The following is a 14,326-nucleotide window of genomic DNA, read 5'->3' as shown; positions in this document are numbered from 1 at the left end:
CGGCTGGATCAGTACGCAGGAGGCCACCTGCGAGCCGGCTTGCGCAGCCCGACGGGCCGGCTGCTCAGCGCGAATTGAAAGAGGCGGCGCGTCCGGTCAGATCACGCCTCGGCGCCCGGGTCGTAGGGCACGACACGTTCGTGTTCGTCGGAATGGTTGCGCGCGACGATGGCGCGCGCGGGGCGGGCATCGTCGAGATTGAAGGGCTGATGCGGCACGCCCGGGGGAATGAACAGAAAGTCGCCCGCTTCGGTAATCACGGACTCGCGCAAACCCGGACCATAGCGGATCTCGATTCTGCCTTCGAGCTGGAAGATCGCGGTCTCGTAGTCGGCGTGAAAGTGCGGCTCGGCATGACCGCCCGGCGGTACCACGACCATGTACATCGACAAACCCGTGGCGCCCGCGGTGCCTGCGGAGATGCCGACAAAGTAGGGCAGCCGCTGGGTCGTCATCATTTCCTGCTCGGGACGCACCTTGACGACCGTGGCCCGCGCGTCGCGCATAACGTCTGACATGCTCACTCCTGTGCTGGTGGCCGCCGCTACTCGCGGTTCGGCTCACACTCCCTGAGACTGCAAGTCTAGACGATACGGGCGTCGAAATCGGACCTTGTCGAGCGCGCGGCAGCTGGGCTGACGGTTGCTACAATCGTCGTCGTGCACATAGAGATATAACGGAGACACCGCATGACAAAGGCTCAACCGATTAGCCGCTACCCCGTGCCGCAGCCGGACGAGTGGCCGGACGACATCCGCGCCCGCATCCTCGAAGTGCAGGAGAAAGCCGGCTTCGTGCCGAATGTGTTTCTGACGCTCGCCCATCGCCCGGACGAATTCCGCGCGTTCTCGCCTATCACGACGCGCTGATGCTGAAGGAGGGCGGCCTTACCAAGGGCGAGCGCGAGATGATCGTGGTCGCCACGAGCGCCGTGAACGAATGCCTCTATTGCGTGGTCGCGCATGGCGCGATTTTGCGCATCTACGAAAAGGCGCCGTTGCTTGCCGATCAGGTCGCCGTCAATCATCGCAAAGCGGATCTCACCGCGCGGCAGAAGGCAATGCTCGACTTCGCGCTGAAGGTGTGCCGCAAATCCGGCACGGTCGGCGACGCCGATTTTAAAACGCTGCGCGAGCACGGCTTTAGCGATGAAGACATCTGGGATATCGCGGCGATTACCGCGTTTTTCGGTCTGTCGAACCGGATGGCCAACGTCATATCGATGCGCCCGAACGATGAGTTCTATCTAATGGGGCGCGTGCCGAAAGAGGGTTCGCACAAGCCGAAAAAATAACCGCAATGATTTGTTTCGGTATCCAGATTGAATAGAGGCGCTGAACCAGGCCCACTCAGGCACGCACCAGTTCGCGCCGAAGCGCGGGCTTGTTCACCGTGGTGTCGTCGATCGGAAAGTGCAGCATCGCGGCGGCGAGCCCGGCGACGACCGTCGCTTCCCACAGCAGCGAATACGACCCCGTCAGATCGAACACCAGCCCGCCTAGCCACGCACCGAGAAACGAGCCGATCTGATGGCTCAGAAAGCACACGCCGAACAGGCTGCCGAGGTGGCGCGTGCCGAACACTTTCGCAACCAGCCCGCTCGTGAGCGGCACGGTGCCGAGCCAGGTCAACCCCATCACGGCCGCGAAAATCACCACGGACGCGGTGCTTTTCGGCAACACGAAGAACGCACCGATCGTCATGCTGCGAATCAGGTAGAGCCAGCCGAGCACGTGCTGCTGCCGGAACCGGCCGCCGAGCCAGCCGCACGCCCAACTGCCCGCCATGTTGAACAGGCCGATCAACGCGAGCGCGGTGGCGCCGAGCCCGAGCGGCATATGACAGAGCGACAGATACTCGGGCAGATGCGTCGCGATGAACGCAAGCTGGAACCCGCACGTAAAAAAGCCGAGGGTCAGCAGCCGGTAGCCGCGATGCCGGGTCGCCAGCGCAAGCACCTCGCGCAGCGGCGCGGCAGGCGCTTCCTGGACCGGCGTGCCGACTCGCGCGCGCCGGTCGAGCAGGATGCCGAGCGGGGCGATCGACAGCATCAGGAAGGCCAGCACGAACAGCGACGTGGCGACGCCCGAACTCAGCCGGATGCCTTGCACGAGCGGAATCATCAGCACCTGTCCCGCCGAGCCGCCCGCGCTCACCAGCCCCATGGCCATGCTGCGCTTTTCCGGCGTCGCAATGCGGCCGACCGCCGGCAACACGACGCCGAACGTGGTGCAACTCACGCCGATGCCGACCAGCAGTCCCATGCCGACGATCAACAGCGCGCTGTTCGGCGCCACGGCCGCGAGCCCGAGACCGGCCGCGAAGGTCGTGGCGCCGAACGCGACCACCGGCGCCGAGCCGTAGCGGTCGGCGGCGGCGCCCGCGAACGGTTGCGCGAAGCCCCACACGAGATTGTGCAGCGCGATGGCGAACGCGATCTGCGTGACCGGCAAGCCGCGGTCGAACGAGAACGGACCGATGAAAAGCCCGAAGGTTTGGCGGATGCCCATCGCCGCGCTCAGGATCAGCGCGCCGGCGAGGATCACGAGCATCGTCGGGTTGAAGACGGGGGCGAAGCGTTTGCTATTGGCGCTCGACATGGTTCTGATCTCCTTGGACACCATGGTCGCAGCGAGCGTCGGAAGCGGCAAAAGAAAAGATTTCTTCGACAGGTGAGCGTGGCTCACCTGTGGGGCGTTACGCGAGATTCGGATTCAACTCGATGCGCTTCCCGAATCCGGACCCTCGGCGTCGGCGGTCGCGTCGAACTGCCCGGCCTCGCCGACGAGCCAGCGTTTGAAGTCGTACAGTTCCGGCCGGCGGTCCGCGTTTTCCGCGCTCACGAGCCAGTACGCGCCGGCCGAATCGATCGTGTCGGAAGAAGCTTCGACGAGCGCGCCGCTCCCGAGATCGCTGTCGACCAGCGGCCTTCTGCCGAGCGCGACACCGAGGCCCATGGCGGCCGCCTCGAAGGCGAGCTGGATCGTGTCGACGCGCAGGCCGCCGGTGGGGTCGATGCCGTTGGCACCGGTCGCATCGAACCACGCCTGCCAGTCTTCGCTCGCGGCGTTCACGTGAATCAGCGTCGCGTGTTCCAGCCTGATGTTGCCGTCCTCGTCGCGCAGACTCTCCAGATAAACGGGGCTGCACACCGGTACGAAGCGTTCGCCGAACAGGCGCGTCCACGCGGCGCCCGCGACCGGAGACCGGCTCAGGCGAATCGCGAAATCGAAGCCGTCGACCGGAAAGCCGACCTGACGGTGCGATGTGTCGACGCTCACGTTCACCTTCGGCCAGTGCTCGCGAAAACCCGCGAGACGCGGCACCAGCCAGCGCGACGCGAAAGTCGGCGCGCAGCTCAACGCGATCGGGCGATCCGCGCGATGGTTCGGCAGACGCTGCGTGCCGATGGCGATCAGCGAAAACGCTTCGGCAACGTAGGACAGGTAATCGGCGCCGGTCGCCGTCAGCGAAATGCCGCGCGGCTCGCGCACGAACAGCTCGACGCCGAGCGCCTGCTCCAGGCCGACGATGCCGTGACTGACCGCGCTCGGCGTGACGTTCAGTTCCGCGGCGGCGAGCTTGAAACTTTGATGCCTGCCGGCCGCTTCGAAGAAACGAAGCGCGGGCAGAGGTGGCAGACGAAGCGGCATGTTGCATCCCCAAGGACGGCGCGCGGTGACGGTGGCTCTGGCTTGCGCCGCGTTTCACGCGCGCGTGCTGTTTCGCAAAAGCATACCTTGCCGCGTGGTTTCGATTACGGCCACCGTGGCGGGGTGGTCGGATGCCGTGGCCAACGTCGGACGATTTTTTCGCCATGAATGTCGATTTGCGACGACCCCGATCGTCGTGACCGTATGGAGGGCGACAGGAGCGACGATAAGCGCCCTCCATCCCTTTTCCGCACAAGGAGATGGCTGATGACTGACGTAGACACATCCGCGCAAACGCTCAAGCCGGCGCGGGAACTGGCGGGGCGGCCGCCGCGTTTTCCCGGCGAGAGCGCCGACTATCGCCGCGCGCGCAACGACCTGCTGGCCGAGGAAATCGAATTGCGCCGCCATATCGAACGGGTGGCGGTGCAGCGCCGCGCGCTGCCGCCTGGCGGCGTCGTGCCCGAGGACTATCGATTCGACGGCGAAGCGGGCCCGGTGACGCTGTCGGAGATGTTCGGCGAGCACGACACGCTCATCACCTACAACTGGATGTACGGCCCGCAGCGTGCGCGGCCCTGTCCGATGTGCACGTCGCTGCTGAGCGCCTACGACGGCGAAATGCCCGACATCCTGCAACGCGTGGCGTTCGCGGTGATCGGCCGCTCGCCGATCGAAAAGCTCGTCGCGTTCAAGAAGGAGCGGGGCTGGCGGTATCTGCGGCTGTACTCGTCGGGCGGCAACACGTTCAACCGCGATTACGCGGGCGAAGATCCCGCCGGCGACGACTATCCGGCGTTGAACGTGTTCACGCGTTCAAACGGCACGGTGCGGCATTTCTGGGCCGAGGAGATGGGGCCGGCGTCGGCGGACCCGGGCCAGGACCCGCGTGGCGCACCGGATCCGATGCCGCTGTGGACCCTGCTCGACATGACGCCTGGCGGGCGCGGCACCGACTGGTATCCCCGGCTCGACTATCCGGACGTGCCGCGTTAAGCGGGCGGTGGCCGCGTCGTCGCGCCGTATCTTGCTGCCATTGCGCGCGATATCGCGGGATATCGCGGGGTATGGATGTGGGCCGGACTAGCGCTGCGCGTCCAGCGCGTAAGCCTGCCCCGGCGCCGCTTGCAGATACGCGGCAACGGCGCACGCGCGCATCGGCCGACTGAACAGATAGCCTTGCACCGCGCGCGCGCCGAGCGCCTGCACGACTTCGGCTTGCGACGCCGTTTCGAGTCCTTCCACCACGCATTCGAGCCCGAGGTTGCGGCACAGGTCGAGCACCGACTTGACGATCTTCTTCGACGCGCTGTTCGAGTCCACGTCGATCACGAAGCTGCGGTCGATCTTGATCGTATCGAACGGCAGCCGATGCACGTAGCTCAGGCTCGAATAGCCGGTGCCGAAGTCGTCGAGCGATACACGGCAGCCGGCCTGTTTGATCATCGTGAGCGAGCTGCGCGCCTGCTCGAAGTCGCGCGTCACGGCGGTCTCCGTGATTTCGAACGAGACCCGCTGCGGCGGCACGCCGCTCGCCGCCACGATATCGATCAGACGACGCGCGCGCGCCGACGTCGAGATGTCCACCGCGGACAGGTTGAGCGAGAGAAACAGATCGCATGGCCAGCGCGAAGCTTCGTCGAGTGCTTTGTGCAGCAGCACCTCGGTAATGTGCAGAATCAGTTCCGTGCGCTCGGCAATCCGGATGAACTCTTCCGGCCTGACGGCGCCGAGCCGTGCGTTATGCCAGCGCCCGAGCGCTTCCAGACCGATCGGGCGGCGCGTGAGCAGATCGTAGATCGGCTGGAATTCCAGAAACAGCTCCGCTTCGAGATCGGCATGGCGCAGTTCCTGGGTCACGAGGCTCGAACGCCGGATGCGCGTTTCGTGCTCCGTCGAGAAAATCACCGGCTTGCCGCGGCGGCTTTCCTTGCCGAAGTACAACGCGGCGTCGGCGCGTTCGAATACCTGTGCGACGGTCTTGCCGGCTTCGGGAAACGCGGCCCAGCCGATCGTTCCCGACAGCTCGGCGATATTGCCCGCCACGCGATACGGTGTGCTGAGCGCTTCGCAGATGCGCTGGCCCAGCTCGACGAGCGCTTCGTCCGATAGCCTCTGCTGCGCGAGGACGCCGAATTCATCGCCGCCGAGGCGCGCGAAGAAGAGGCCCGGCTCCGCTTGCGCGAGCAGCCGCGAACCGACTTCCTGGAGCACGAGGTCGCCGCTCGCGTGGCCGTAGACGTCGTTGACCTGTTTGAAGCCGTCCAGATCGATCAGTCCGACATTGAAGCCGCTGCCCGTGGCGAGCGACTGTTCCGCCATCGCGCGCAACGACGCGAAGAAGCTGCGCCGGTTGGGCAGGTCGGTCAGACTGTCGATGCTCGCGAGACGGAAGTTGTCGTCGCTGAGCCGCTGGGTTTTCTGCTGGCTCGCCTGCAGTTCACGCTGCGCATGCACCACGTCGCTGAAGGTCCGGTAATAGAGCTGGATGATGACCGCGAGCGCGACGCCCACCAGCGTCATGTCGATCGCCATCGCGATGAACACCGGATATCCCGTGAACACGAGGAAGGTGGAAAAGCTTAGGATGACGATGGAAAGCAGCAGTAGGGCGGCCGTGCGCAGATGCATCAGGCAAAACACGCAGCCGACCAGCGTGGTCGCCATGTAGAACGCGACCTGCGCCTGCTCGAACGCGGTGCCATACGGAAACAGCAGAAGCGACCAGGCGCTGAACGCGACGCCGAACAGGGCGGCGAGCCAGGTCAGTTGGCGCAGCTCGGCCTCTGCCGTGTCGCCGGTGAGTACGCGATGCCGGACGTGCCACCAGCGTATGCAACGGACAATGCACAACGTGCACAGCACGGCGGGCAAGTAGATGGACAACCATGCCGGCGCACTTTGCCAATGCGTAACCGCAACGGCCATCGTGTTGACGAGCAGGATGAAATAGAGGAGCGGGATTTGACGGCTGAACGCCTGAAGCTGCGAGCACGCGAGCTCTGGGTCGCTTTCCGTGACCCAGCGCGCTTCCCTCAATCTGGCTAACCGGCCCATTCCCTTCCTTTTTAACGTTTGCGTCGCGTACGCAGCTTGGTATATCGGCAATAGAGGGACGAGCTTGATAGGCTATCGGAAGGAAATAAATGGGCCGTCGAGCAAGCGGTAAGTCCGACCTGGCAGGCCTTTGATGGCGAGTCATTTATGCCGCGCCGCGTACCGCGCCTGGCGTTTTTACCGATTCACAACGTCGGGCACGATAGCACGCGTTGCGGGGGGACGTCCGTGCCGGGTTCGCCGTTCGTGGCCGGCGTGCCTTGCGGCGGGGTCGACACGAGACGCACCGCATTCACGCCCGCATTGGCCAGCACGTATTTTTCCGCGCTTTTCTCGGGTTGCCAGTAGGCGCGGAAGGCCCCGCTGTCGCCGAAGATCAGCAGCTTGCCATGGACCGTTTTCGCGCCGCTGACCAGATCGACGGGTTCGCCGTCGCGCATTTTGAAGCCTTCGGGTGCTGCCGAACCGGTTGCGCCGACGAGCGTGGCGCAGCCGTTATCGTCGGCGGCCGAGGCGGCGCACGACAGCATGGCAATCAGCACGCCTGTTGCAATATGGCGAAACATCATTTTTATTTCCTCCCGAATTTTTAAATTGCTCGGGGCATCGCGCGCCCCGCGCCGAATCTCGGCGATCCACCCTAACACGGTAAGAATGCGTGCTGGTGGCCGTTTTGGGGCCGCTAAAGTACTGAAATTGCAACGGATTGTGATGCGCCGCCGAAGCGCGCAAAGCGCTGGAAGCGCGTAAGCGCGCGATTCTTATGGCACTTTGCAACGAAAAATCGTCAAATTGGCTCTGGGCGGGTGATACAAGCCTTACACGAAGGTTTGCGCGAATGCGCGCCTATGCGTTAGTGTGTCGGTCCCGGCGCAACAGATGTGGCGCCGGTTCCATGATTACCATACGGGAAGTGCTATGAACAAACAGGAACTGATTGATGCAGTCGCCGCAGCGACGGGCGAAAGCAAAGCGGCCACCGGCCAAACCATCGACGCAATCGTCGAAGCGGTGACCAAAGCGGTTGTCAGCGGCGATACGGTGCAACTGGTCGGTTTCGGTTCTTTCTCGACCGGCGCGCGCGCAGCACGCGTGGGCCGCAATCCGTCGACGGGTGCCGAGATCCAGATCGCGGCAGCCAAGACGGTGAAGTTCACCGCCGGCAAGGCGTTCAAGGAAGCCGTCAACGCGTCGTAATGCAACGCGCTTCACGCCGGAGCATCCGCGTGCGCGCTGCCATGCATGGACGCGTGCGGCGAGCCATGTATCGGGCGTGAAGAATCACGCGCTGCCCAACGCCCGTCAAGCTGGACTGATCGGCGGCTGGTGCGGTGCGTGTGCCTGAGTCGCGGTAAATAGCGACTCGCGTTCGACTCGCGGCTTAACCCGCCGCACGACGCTTGCGGGTGGCGTCGGCGAGGGTGTCGAGCACCGGCTCGGTTTGCGCCCAGCTCACGCAGGCATCCGTAATCGATACGCCGTAACGCAGCGGCACACCGGCCTTCAGATCCTGACGGCCTTCTTCCAGATGACTCTCCAGCATGACGCCGATAATGCGGCGCTCACGCTGCGTGAGTTGCTGCGCCAGATCCTGCACCACGTCCAGTTGGCGCAAATGCGATTTGCCCGAGTTCGCATGCGAGCAATCGATCATCACCTGCTCGCGCAAACCCGCTGACTTGAGCGCGGCGCAGGTCGCCTCCACCGACGCGCTGTCGTAGTTCGGGCCTTTCTTGCCGCCGCGCAGGATCACGTGTGCGTCGTCGTTGCCGCGCGTTTCGAAGATCGCGGCCATGCCCATTTTCGTCATGCCCATGAACGCGTGGCTCGCGCGCGCCGCGACGATCGCGTCCGCGGCGATCTGCACGCCGCCGTCGGTGCCGTTCTTGAAGCCGATCGGGCAGCTCAACCCCGACGCCAGTTGCCGATGACTCTGGCTCTCCGTCGTGCGCGCGCCGATGGCGCCCCATGCGATCAGATCGGCGATGTATTGCGGACTGAGCAGGTCGAGAAACTCGGTCGCGGTGGCGAGGCCCAGACCATTGATGTCGAGCAGCAGTTGCCGCGCGAGACGCAGGCCTTCGTTGATGCGGAAGCTGCCGTCCAGACGCGGGTCATTGATATAGCCTTTCCAGCCGACCGTGGTGCGTGGCTTCTCGAAGTACACGCGCATCACGATCAGCAGATCGTCCTTGTAGGTGTCGGCTGCGGCCTTGAGCTTGCGGGCGTATTCGATTGCCTGATCGTGGTCGTGAATCGAGCATGGGCCGACGATGAGCACGAGCCGGTCGTCGCGGCCATGCAGAATGTCGGCGATTTCCACGCGCGTTTTTTCGACGAGCGTCTGCACGGCGGGCGGCACCGGCAGTTCGTCCTGCAACAGCGCAGGGGAAATCAACGGACGTACCGCGCCGATCCGAACGTCGTCGATGCGCGTGGTGTCCTGGGTGGCGTCGGCCGAGCCGACTTCCTGATCGTGCAAAGGATTGTCGATGGCGCTCAAAATATTCTCCCGGGGCCTGGATGATGAGGCGGCGTAGCCGCCTGAATGTGCGCGTGCCTGCACGCCGGTTTCGCGTGGACTCTGCGCTGAGGTTAGGTTGTTTGTATTGCGTTTGCGTTGATCCGCTGGCGCGATTATGACACCCGCCTGCCGCAGCCGGGACTGCGGCGGATCAGAGCTTGCCGATCAGCGCCATCGCGGCGGCCGGATTGCGCTCCTTGAAGCCGCTGATCACGTACAGGTAGACATCGCGCTCGGCCGCTTTGGCCGGCGGCTCGGCGCAGGTCTCCAGGTCCGCCGGTGTGGTGCCGGCGGCAAGCTGGCGCGCGCGGTCGGCCCATGCGTCGAGCGCTTTCGCCGAATAGCCTTTGGCCTGCCTGTCGGTCGTGCCCATGATGCGGGCGTACACGAACGGCGCGGTGAGGTCGGCGATTTGCGGGTAATCGCTGTCGCCGGCGAGCACGACCGCGACCTTGTACTTCCTCGCGAGCGCGATGAATTCCGGCGATTTGAACGTGTCGTTGCGCACTTCGATCGCGTGCCTGAGTTTCTGGCCTTCGATACTGGCGGGCAGCAGTTTCAGAAACGCTTCGAAGTCTTCGTGATCGAATTTCTTGGTCGGCGCGAATTGCCAGTTGATCGGACCGAGTTTCTGTTTGAGCAGCAGCACGCCGCTCGCGAAGAAGCGTTCGATCGTTTCGCCTGCGTCCGCCAGCACTTTTCTGTTGGTCGCGTAGCGCGGGGCCTTCAGCGAAAAGACGAAATCGTCCGGCGTTTCCTGATACCACTTCTCATAGCTCGCCGGCTTCTGCAAACCGTAAAACGTGCCGTTGATTTCAATCGACGTGAGATTGCGGCTCGCGTATTCGAGTTCGCGGGCTTGCGTGAGGCCGTCCGGGTAGAACGGCCCGCGCCACGGCGCATAGGTCCAGCCGCCGATGCCGATGCGAATGTTCGCGGGCTTCGTGGGTTGCGCGCGCTTTGTGCTCGCTACGCTTTTTGCTTCAGCCACCTGGATTCTCCTTCTGGGCACGGCCGGGGAAGCAGTAGATTAAGCTTCTTTTTGCCCGGCGCACAGACGTGGAGAATCGCCTTCGCGGAGAAACGGCGCATTGACCGTGCGCTATGCGTCACGCGGTGTAGTCGGCGAACGTCGTGCAAGCGCCGCTTCTTCGAAGCGCCGGTTCGCCTCCGCCACTTCCATCCTGAACTGCTGCAATGCGCTGACCGCCAGGTCCGGCGGCGTGAGCGCGCTCCACAACACGTCGATCAGTTGATCCGCGGTCGCGTCGATATCGATCTGCCGGTTCGTCAGCGTGGCGTCCCACAGCACGTGCTCCATCGGCCCGAATACCATCGAGCGTAATAGACGCAGCGGCATGTCGGCGCGAATCTGCCCGCTCTCCTGGCCCTGCGCCAGCACGCGCATCAACGGCGCGGTGTAGCGGCGCTGCAGTTCGGTCAGCGCCTCGCTCAATTCGTGATGACGCGCGCGGCCCTCGGAGAGCACCAGCGCGCACAGATCGGTGCCGTTCACCAGCATCAGCCGCAAATGCGTGCGCACGATGAAAGCGAATTGCTGGCGCACGTTGCCGTCGCGCGGCAGGCCGGACTCGATCGCCTCGATGATCTCGTCGTACCAGTCGCCGATCACGCGCGCGCACAGCTCGCGCTTGCCGCGGAAATAGCTGAACACGGTCGCCTCTGAAATGCCGAGACGCTGCGCGATCTCCGCGGTCGTCGCTCGCTCGTAGCCCTTTTCGGAGAACACGTCGCGCCCCGCCTGAAGAATCTCCTTCACGCGTTGTTGCGATTTGCGTCCAGCCGGCTGGCGGCGCGACACGGGTAGTTCGGCCTTCACGGCAACCGTCATATGAGTCGAGTTCAGATTTACGGCTCCGATCGAGCCGGTGGATAGGCGTTTGACGCCTGATGACGGCGATCCTATCACGGAAGATGGCGTACGGAGCCACGCGAGCCATTTTCTGAGTAACACTCAAAAATACCTATTGACGCTTACGTCAATCTGGCGTGAAATGCGCGTTGAAGCTAGCGCGCCTCGCGCAGCATGGCAGCGGCCCGGCAGGCCGCGAACCTCCGCCACGCTGCGCCCGACCCGCGCCCGGACCTGCCGGCGCCCCATGAGGGCGACCGGTCGTCAACGAACTCTGGAGACACAGCAATGCACAACCTGCCCGGTTTGCAATTCCCGCTCGGCGAAGAAATCGAAATGCTGCGCGACAGCATCGCGGGATTCGCCGCCAAGGAAATCGCCCCGCGCGCCGCGGAAATCGATCGCACGGACCAGTTCCCGATGGACCTGTGGCGCAAGTTTGGCGATCTCGGCGTGCTCGGCATGACGGTGTCGGAGGAATACGGCGGCGCGAACATGGGCTACACCGCGCACATGATCGCGATGGAGGAGATCTCGCGCGCGTCGGCTTCAGTCGGCCTTTCGTATGGCGCGCATTCGAATCTGTGCGTGAACCAGATTCACCGCAACGGCACCGACGCGCAAAAGCAGAAATACCTGCCCAAGCTGGTCTCCGGCGAACACGTCGGCGCGCTCGCCATGAGCGAGCCGAACGCGGGCTCGGACGTGGTCAGCATGAAGCTGCGGGCGGAGAAGAAGGGTGACCGCTACGTGCTCAACGGCACGAAGATGTGGATCACCAATGGGCCGGATTGCGACACGCTGGTGGTCTATGCGAAGACCGATCCCGAAGCGAATTCGCGCGGCATTACCGCGTTTATCGTCGAGAAGGGCATGAAGGGCTTTTCGGTGGCGCAGAAGCTCGACAAGCTCGGCATGCGCGGCTCGCACACCGGTGAACTGGTGTTCGAGAACGTCGAGGTGCCGGAAGAAAATATTCTCGGCCAGCTGAACGGCGGCGTGAAGGTGCTGATGAGCGGCCTCGATTACGAACGCGCGGTGCTCGCGGGCGGCCCGACCGGCATCATGGTCGCGGTGATGGACGCGGTGGTGCCGTATATCCACGACCGCAAACAGTTCGGCCAGTCGATCGGCGAGTTCCAGCTGATTCAGGGCAAGGTGGCCGATCTCTACACCACGCTGCAGGCGTGCCGTGCTTATCTGTACGCCGTGGGCCGTCAACTCGACACGCTCGGCAACGAGCATGTGCGCCAGGTGCGCAAGGACTGCGCAGGCGTGATTCTCTATACCGCGGAAAAAGCCACGTGGATGGCGGGCGAGGCGATCCAGATTCTCGGCGGCAATGGCTATATCAACGAGTATCCGGTCGGGCGCTTGTGGCGCGATGCGAAGCTCTATGAAATCGGCGCGGGCACGAGCGAGATCCGCCGCATGCTGATCGGCCGCGAGCTGTTTGCCGAAACGGTCTGACGTGCGGTGATGGCGTTGCGTCGTGCGAACAATCGCGCGGCGCATGTCCATCACACGATGGCGCGCCTCGACGTGGCGCGCCGAACGCCCGGCCCCTATAAAAAGCGGCAAAAAGGAGAAGCTACTTCATGCCGATCATCGAATCCAGGCTGAATCCGCGCTCGGACGACTTTCGCGCCAACGCGGCGGCGCTCGAAGCGCTGGTCGCCGATCTGCGCGCGAAGGTCGCCAGGCTCGCGCTAGGCGGCGGCCAGGCCGCACGCGACAAACATACGGGGCGCGGCAAACTGTTGCCGCGGGACCGCATCGAGAAGCTCCTCGATCCCGGCACGCCGTTTCTCGAGTTCTCGCAACTCGCCGCGTACAACATGTATCACAACGACGCGCCCGGCGCGGGTGTGATTACGGGCATCGGCAGAATCGCGGGGCAGGAGTGCGTGATTGTCTGCAACGACGCGACGGTCAAGGGCGGGACCTACTATCCGGTCACCGTGAAGAAGCACGTACGGGCCCAGGAGATCGCCGCGGAAAATCATTTGCCCTGCGTGTATCTGGTCGACTCGGGCGGCGCGAATCTGCCGAATCAGGACGACGTATTCCCCGATCGCGATCACTTCGGCCGCATCTTCTACAACCAGGCGAATCTGTCGGCGGCGGGCATTCCGCAGATCGCCGTCGTGATGGGCTCGTGCACGGCGGGCGGCGCGTATGTGCCGGCGATGAGCGACGAGTCGATCATCGTGAAGAATCAGGGCACCATTTTTCTCGGCGGCCCGCCGCTCGTGAAAGCGGCGACGGGCGAAGTGGTGAGCGCTGAAGATCTCGGCGGCGGCGACGTGCATACCCGTTTGTCGGGCGTGGTCGATCATCTCGCGCAAAACGACGCGCACGCACTGGGGATTGCGCGCAGCATCGTCGGCAATCTGAATCGCACGAAACCCACGCCGCTCGCGTTGCAGGAACCGAAGCCGCCGCGCTACGACGTGAAGAGCATGTACGGCGTGATTCCCGTCGATACGCGTAAGCCCTTCGATATCCGCGAGGTGATCGCGCGCATCGTCGACGACTCCGCGTTCGACGAGTTCAAGGCGCGCTACGGCACCACGCTCGTCACCGGCTTCGCGCATATCTGGGGGCATCCGGTCGGCATCATCGCGAACAACGGCATTCTGTTTTCGGAGTCGGCCTTAAAGGGCGCGCACTTCATCGAACTGTGCTGCCAGCGCAAGATTCCGCTGGTGTTCCTGCAGAACATCACCGGCTTCATGGTGGGCCGCAAGTACGAAAACGAAGGCATCGCGCGTAACGGCGCGAAGATGGTGACGGCGGTCGCGACCGCCAAGGTGCCGAAGTTCACGGTGATCATCGGCGGCTCGTTCGGCGCGGGCAACTACGGCATGTGCGGGCGCGCGTATTCGCCGCGTTTCCTGTGGATGTGGCCGAACGCGCGCATCTCGGTGATGGGCGGCGAGCAGGCGGCGTCGGTGCTGGCGACGGTCAAGCGCGACGGCATCGAAGGCAAGGGCGGCGCGTGGAGTGCCGAAGAGGAGGAAGCGTTCAAGCAGCCGATTCGCGACCAGTACGAACATCAGGGCCACCCGTACTACGCGAGCGCGCGTCTATGGGACGACGGCGTGATCGACCCGGCGCAAACGCGCGACGTGCTCGGCCTTGGCCTGTCGGCCGCGATGAACGCGCCGATCGAAGACACGCGTTTCGGCGTGTTCAGAATGTGACGATGCGCGACGA

General features: G+C 64.0%; 12 protein-coding genes and 1 pseudogene. 5 read left to right on the top strand and 8 right to left on the bottom strand.

Features of this window, described 5'->3' with window-relative positions; genetic code table 11:
- Positions 1-101 precede the first annotated feature (101 nt).
- Complete coding sequence (locus ACZ9H4_RS00175) at positions 102-518, bottom strand: cupin domain-containing protein (RefSeq protein WP_476117975.1); 417 nt, start codon at positions 516-518, stop codon at positions 102-104.
- Between the two features lie 171 nt (positions 519-689).
- Between ACZ9H4_RS00175 and ACZ9H4_RS00170 the strand changes: the two are divergent.
- Positions 690-1,294, top strand: a pseudogene (locus ACZ9H4_RS00170) (peroxidase-related enzyme).
- 55 nt (positions 1,295-1,349) lie between these two features.
- Here the strand turns inward: ACZ9H4_RS00170 and ACZ9H4_RS00165 are convergent.
- Together ACZ9H4_RS00165 and ACZ9H4_RS00160 are read right to left on the bottom strand one after the other, a co-directional pair.
- Positions 1,350-2,600: an MFS transporter gene (locus tag ACZ9H4_RS00165; protein ID WP_476117974.1), complete on the bottom strand. Its 1,251-nt coding sequence runs from the start codon at positions 2,598-2,600 to the stop codon at positions 1,350-1,352.
- 114 nt (positions 2,601-2,714) lie between these two features.
- Entirely contained in the window at positions 2,715-3,653 is a 939-nt protein-coding gene (locus ACZ9H4_RS00160; protein ID WP_476117973.1) for a LysR substrate-binding domain-containing protein, read from the bottom strand.
- Positions 3,654-3,920: 267 nt separating this feature from the next.
- Here ACZ9H4_RS00160 and ACZ9H4_RS00155 point away from each other — a divergent pair, with 267 nt between their 5' ends.
- Positions 3,921-4,649, top strand: a complete 729-nt coding sequence (locus ACZ9H4_RS00155; RefSeq protein WP_476117972.1) for a DUF899 family protein — start codon at positions 3,921-3,923, stop codon at positions 4,647-4,649.
- An 87-nt stretch (positions 4,650-4,736) separates the two neighbouring features.
- Here the strand turns inward: ACZ9H4_RS00155 and ACZ9H4_RS00150 are convergent, their stop codons facing one another.
- Positions 4,737-6,710, bottom strand: coding sequence for a putative bifunctional diguanylate cyclase/phosphodiesterase (locus ACZ9H4_RS00150; RefSeq protein WP_476117971.1), 1,974 nt, complete (start codon positions 6,708-6,710; stop codon positions 4,737-4,739).
- Positions 6,711-6,895: 185 nt separating this feature from the next.
- A complete protein-coding gene (locus tag ACZ9H4_RS00145; protein WP_408138781.1) occupies positions 6,896-7,279 on the bottom strand; it encodes a hypothetical protein in 384 nt (127 codons plus the stop codon).
- Positions 7,280-7,628: 349 nt separating this feature from the next.
- Between ACZ9H4_RS00145 and ACZ9H4_RS00140 the strand changes: the two genes are divergently transcribed.
- On the top strand, positions 7,629-7,907 hold the full coding sequence (locus tag ACZ9H4_RS00140; RefSeq protein ID WP_042324988.1) for an HU family DNA-binding protein: 279 nt from the start codon (positions 7,629-7,631) through the stop codon (positions 7,905-7,907).
- Positions 7,908-8,091: 184 nt separating this feature from the next.
- On the opposite strand, the gene ACZ9H4_RS00135 is transcribed toward ACZ9H4_RS00140, so the two are convergent.
- From ACZ9H4_RS00135 to ACZ9H4_RS00125, 3 genes are all read right to left on the bottom strand, one after another.
- Positions 8,092-9,213: a 3-deoxy-7-phosphoheptulonate synthase gene (locus tag ACZ9H4_RS00135; protein WP_408152090.1), complete on the bottom strand. Its 1,122-nt coding sequence runs from the start codon at positions 9,211-9,213 to the stop codon at positions 8,092-8,094.
- Between the two features lie 172 nt (positions 9,214-9,385).
- A complete protein-coding gene (locus ACZ9H4_RS00130) occupies positions 9,386-10,225 on the bottom strand; it encodes a DUF72 domain-containing protein (protein WP_476117970.1) in 840 nt (279 codons plus the stop codon).
- A gap of 111 nt (positions 10,226-10,336) precedes the next feature.
- Entirely contained in the window at positions 10,337-11,086 is a 750-nt protein-coding gene (locus tag ACZ9H4_RS00125) for a TetR/AcrR family transcriptional regulator (protein WP_408138774.1), read from the bottom strand.
- A 309-nt stretch (positions 11,087-11,395) separates the two neighbouring features.
- Here ACZ9H4_RS00125 and ACZ9H4_RS00120 point away from each other — a divergent pair, with 309 nt between their 5' ends.
- Positions 11,396-12,577 (top strand): isovaleryl-CoA dehydrogenase, encoded by a 1,182-nt coding sequence (locus ACZ9H4_RS00120; RefSeq protein ID WP_168668902.1) that lies wholly within the window; start codon positions 11,396-11,398, stop codon positions 12,575-12,577.
- Between the two features lie 128 nt (positions 12,578-12,705).
- Positions 12,706-14,313, top strand: a complete 1,608-nt coding sequence (locus ACZ9H4_RS00115) for a carboxyl transferase domain-containing protein (RefSeq protein WP_408138770.1) — start codon at positions 12,706-12,708, stop codon at positions 14,311-14,313.
- Positions 14,314-14,326 lie beyond the last annotated feature (13 nt).

The organism is Paraburkholderia sp. TE9906 (genome assembly GCF_056279605.1).
Note: the sequence above shows the minus strand (reverse complement) of the source record. Positions and strands in the feature narration are given on the sequence as shown.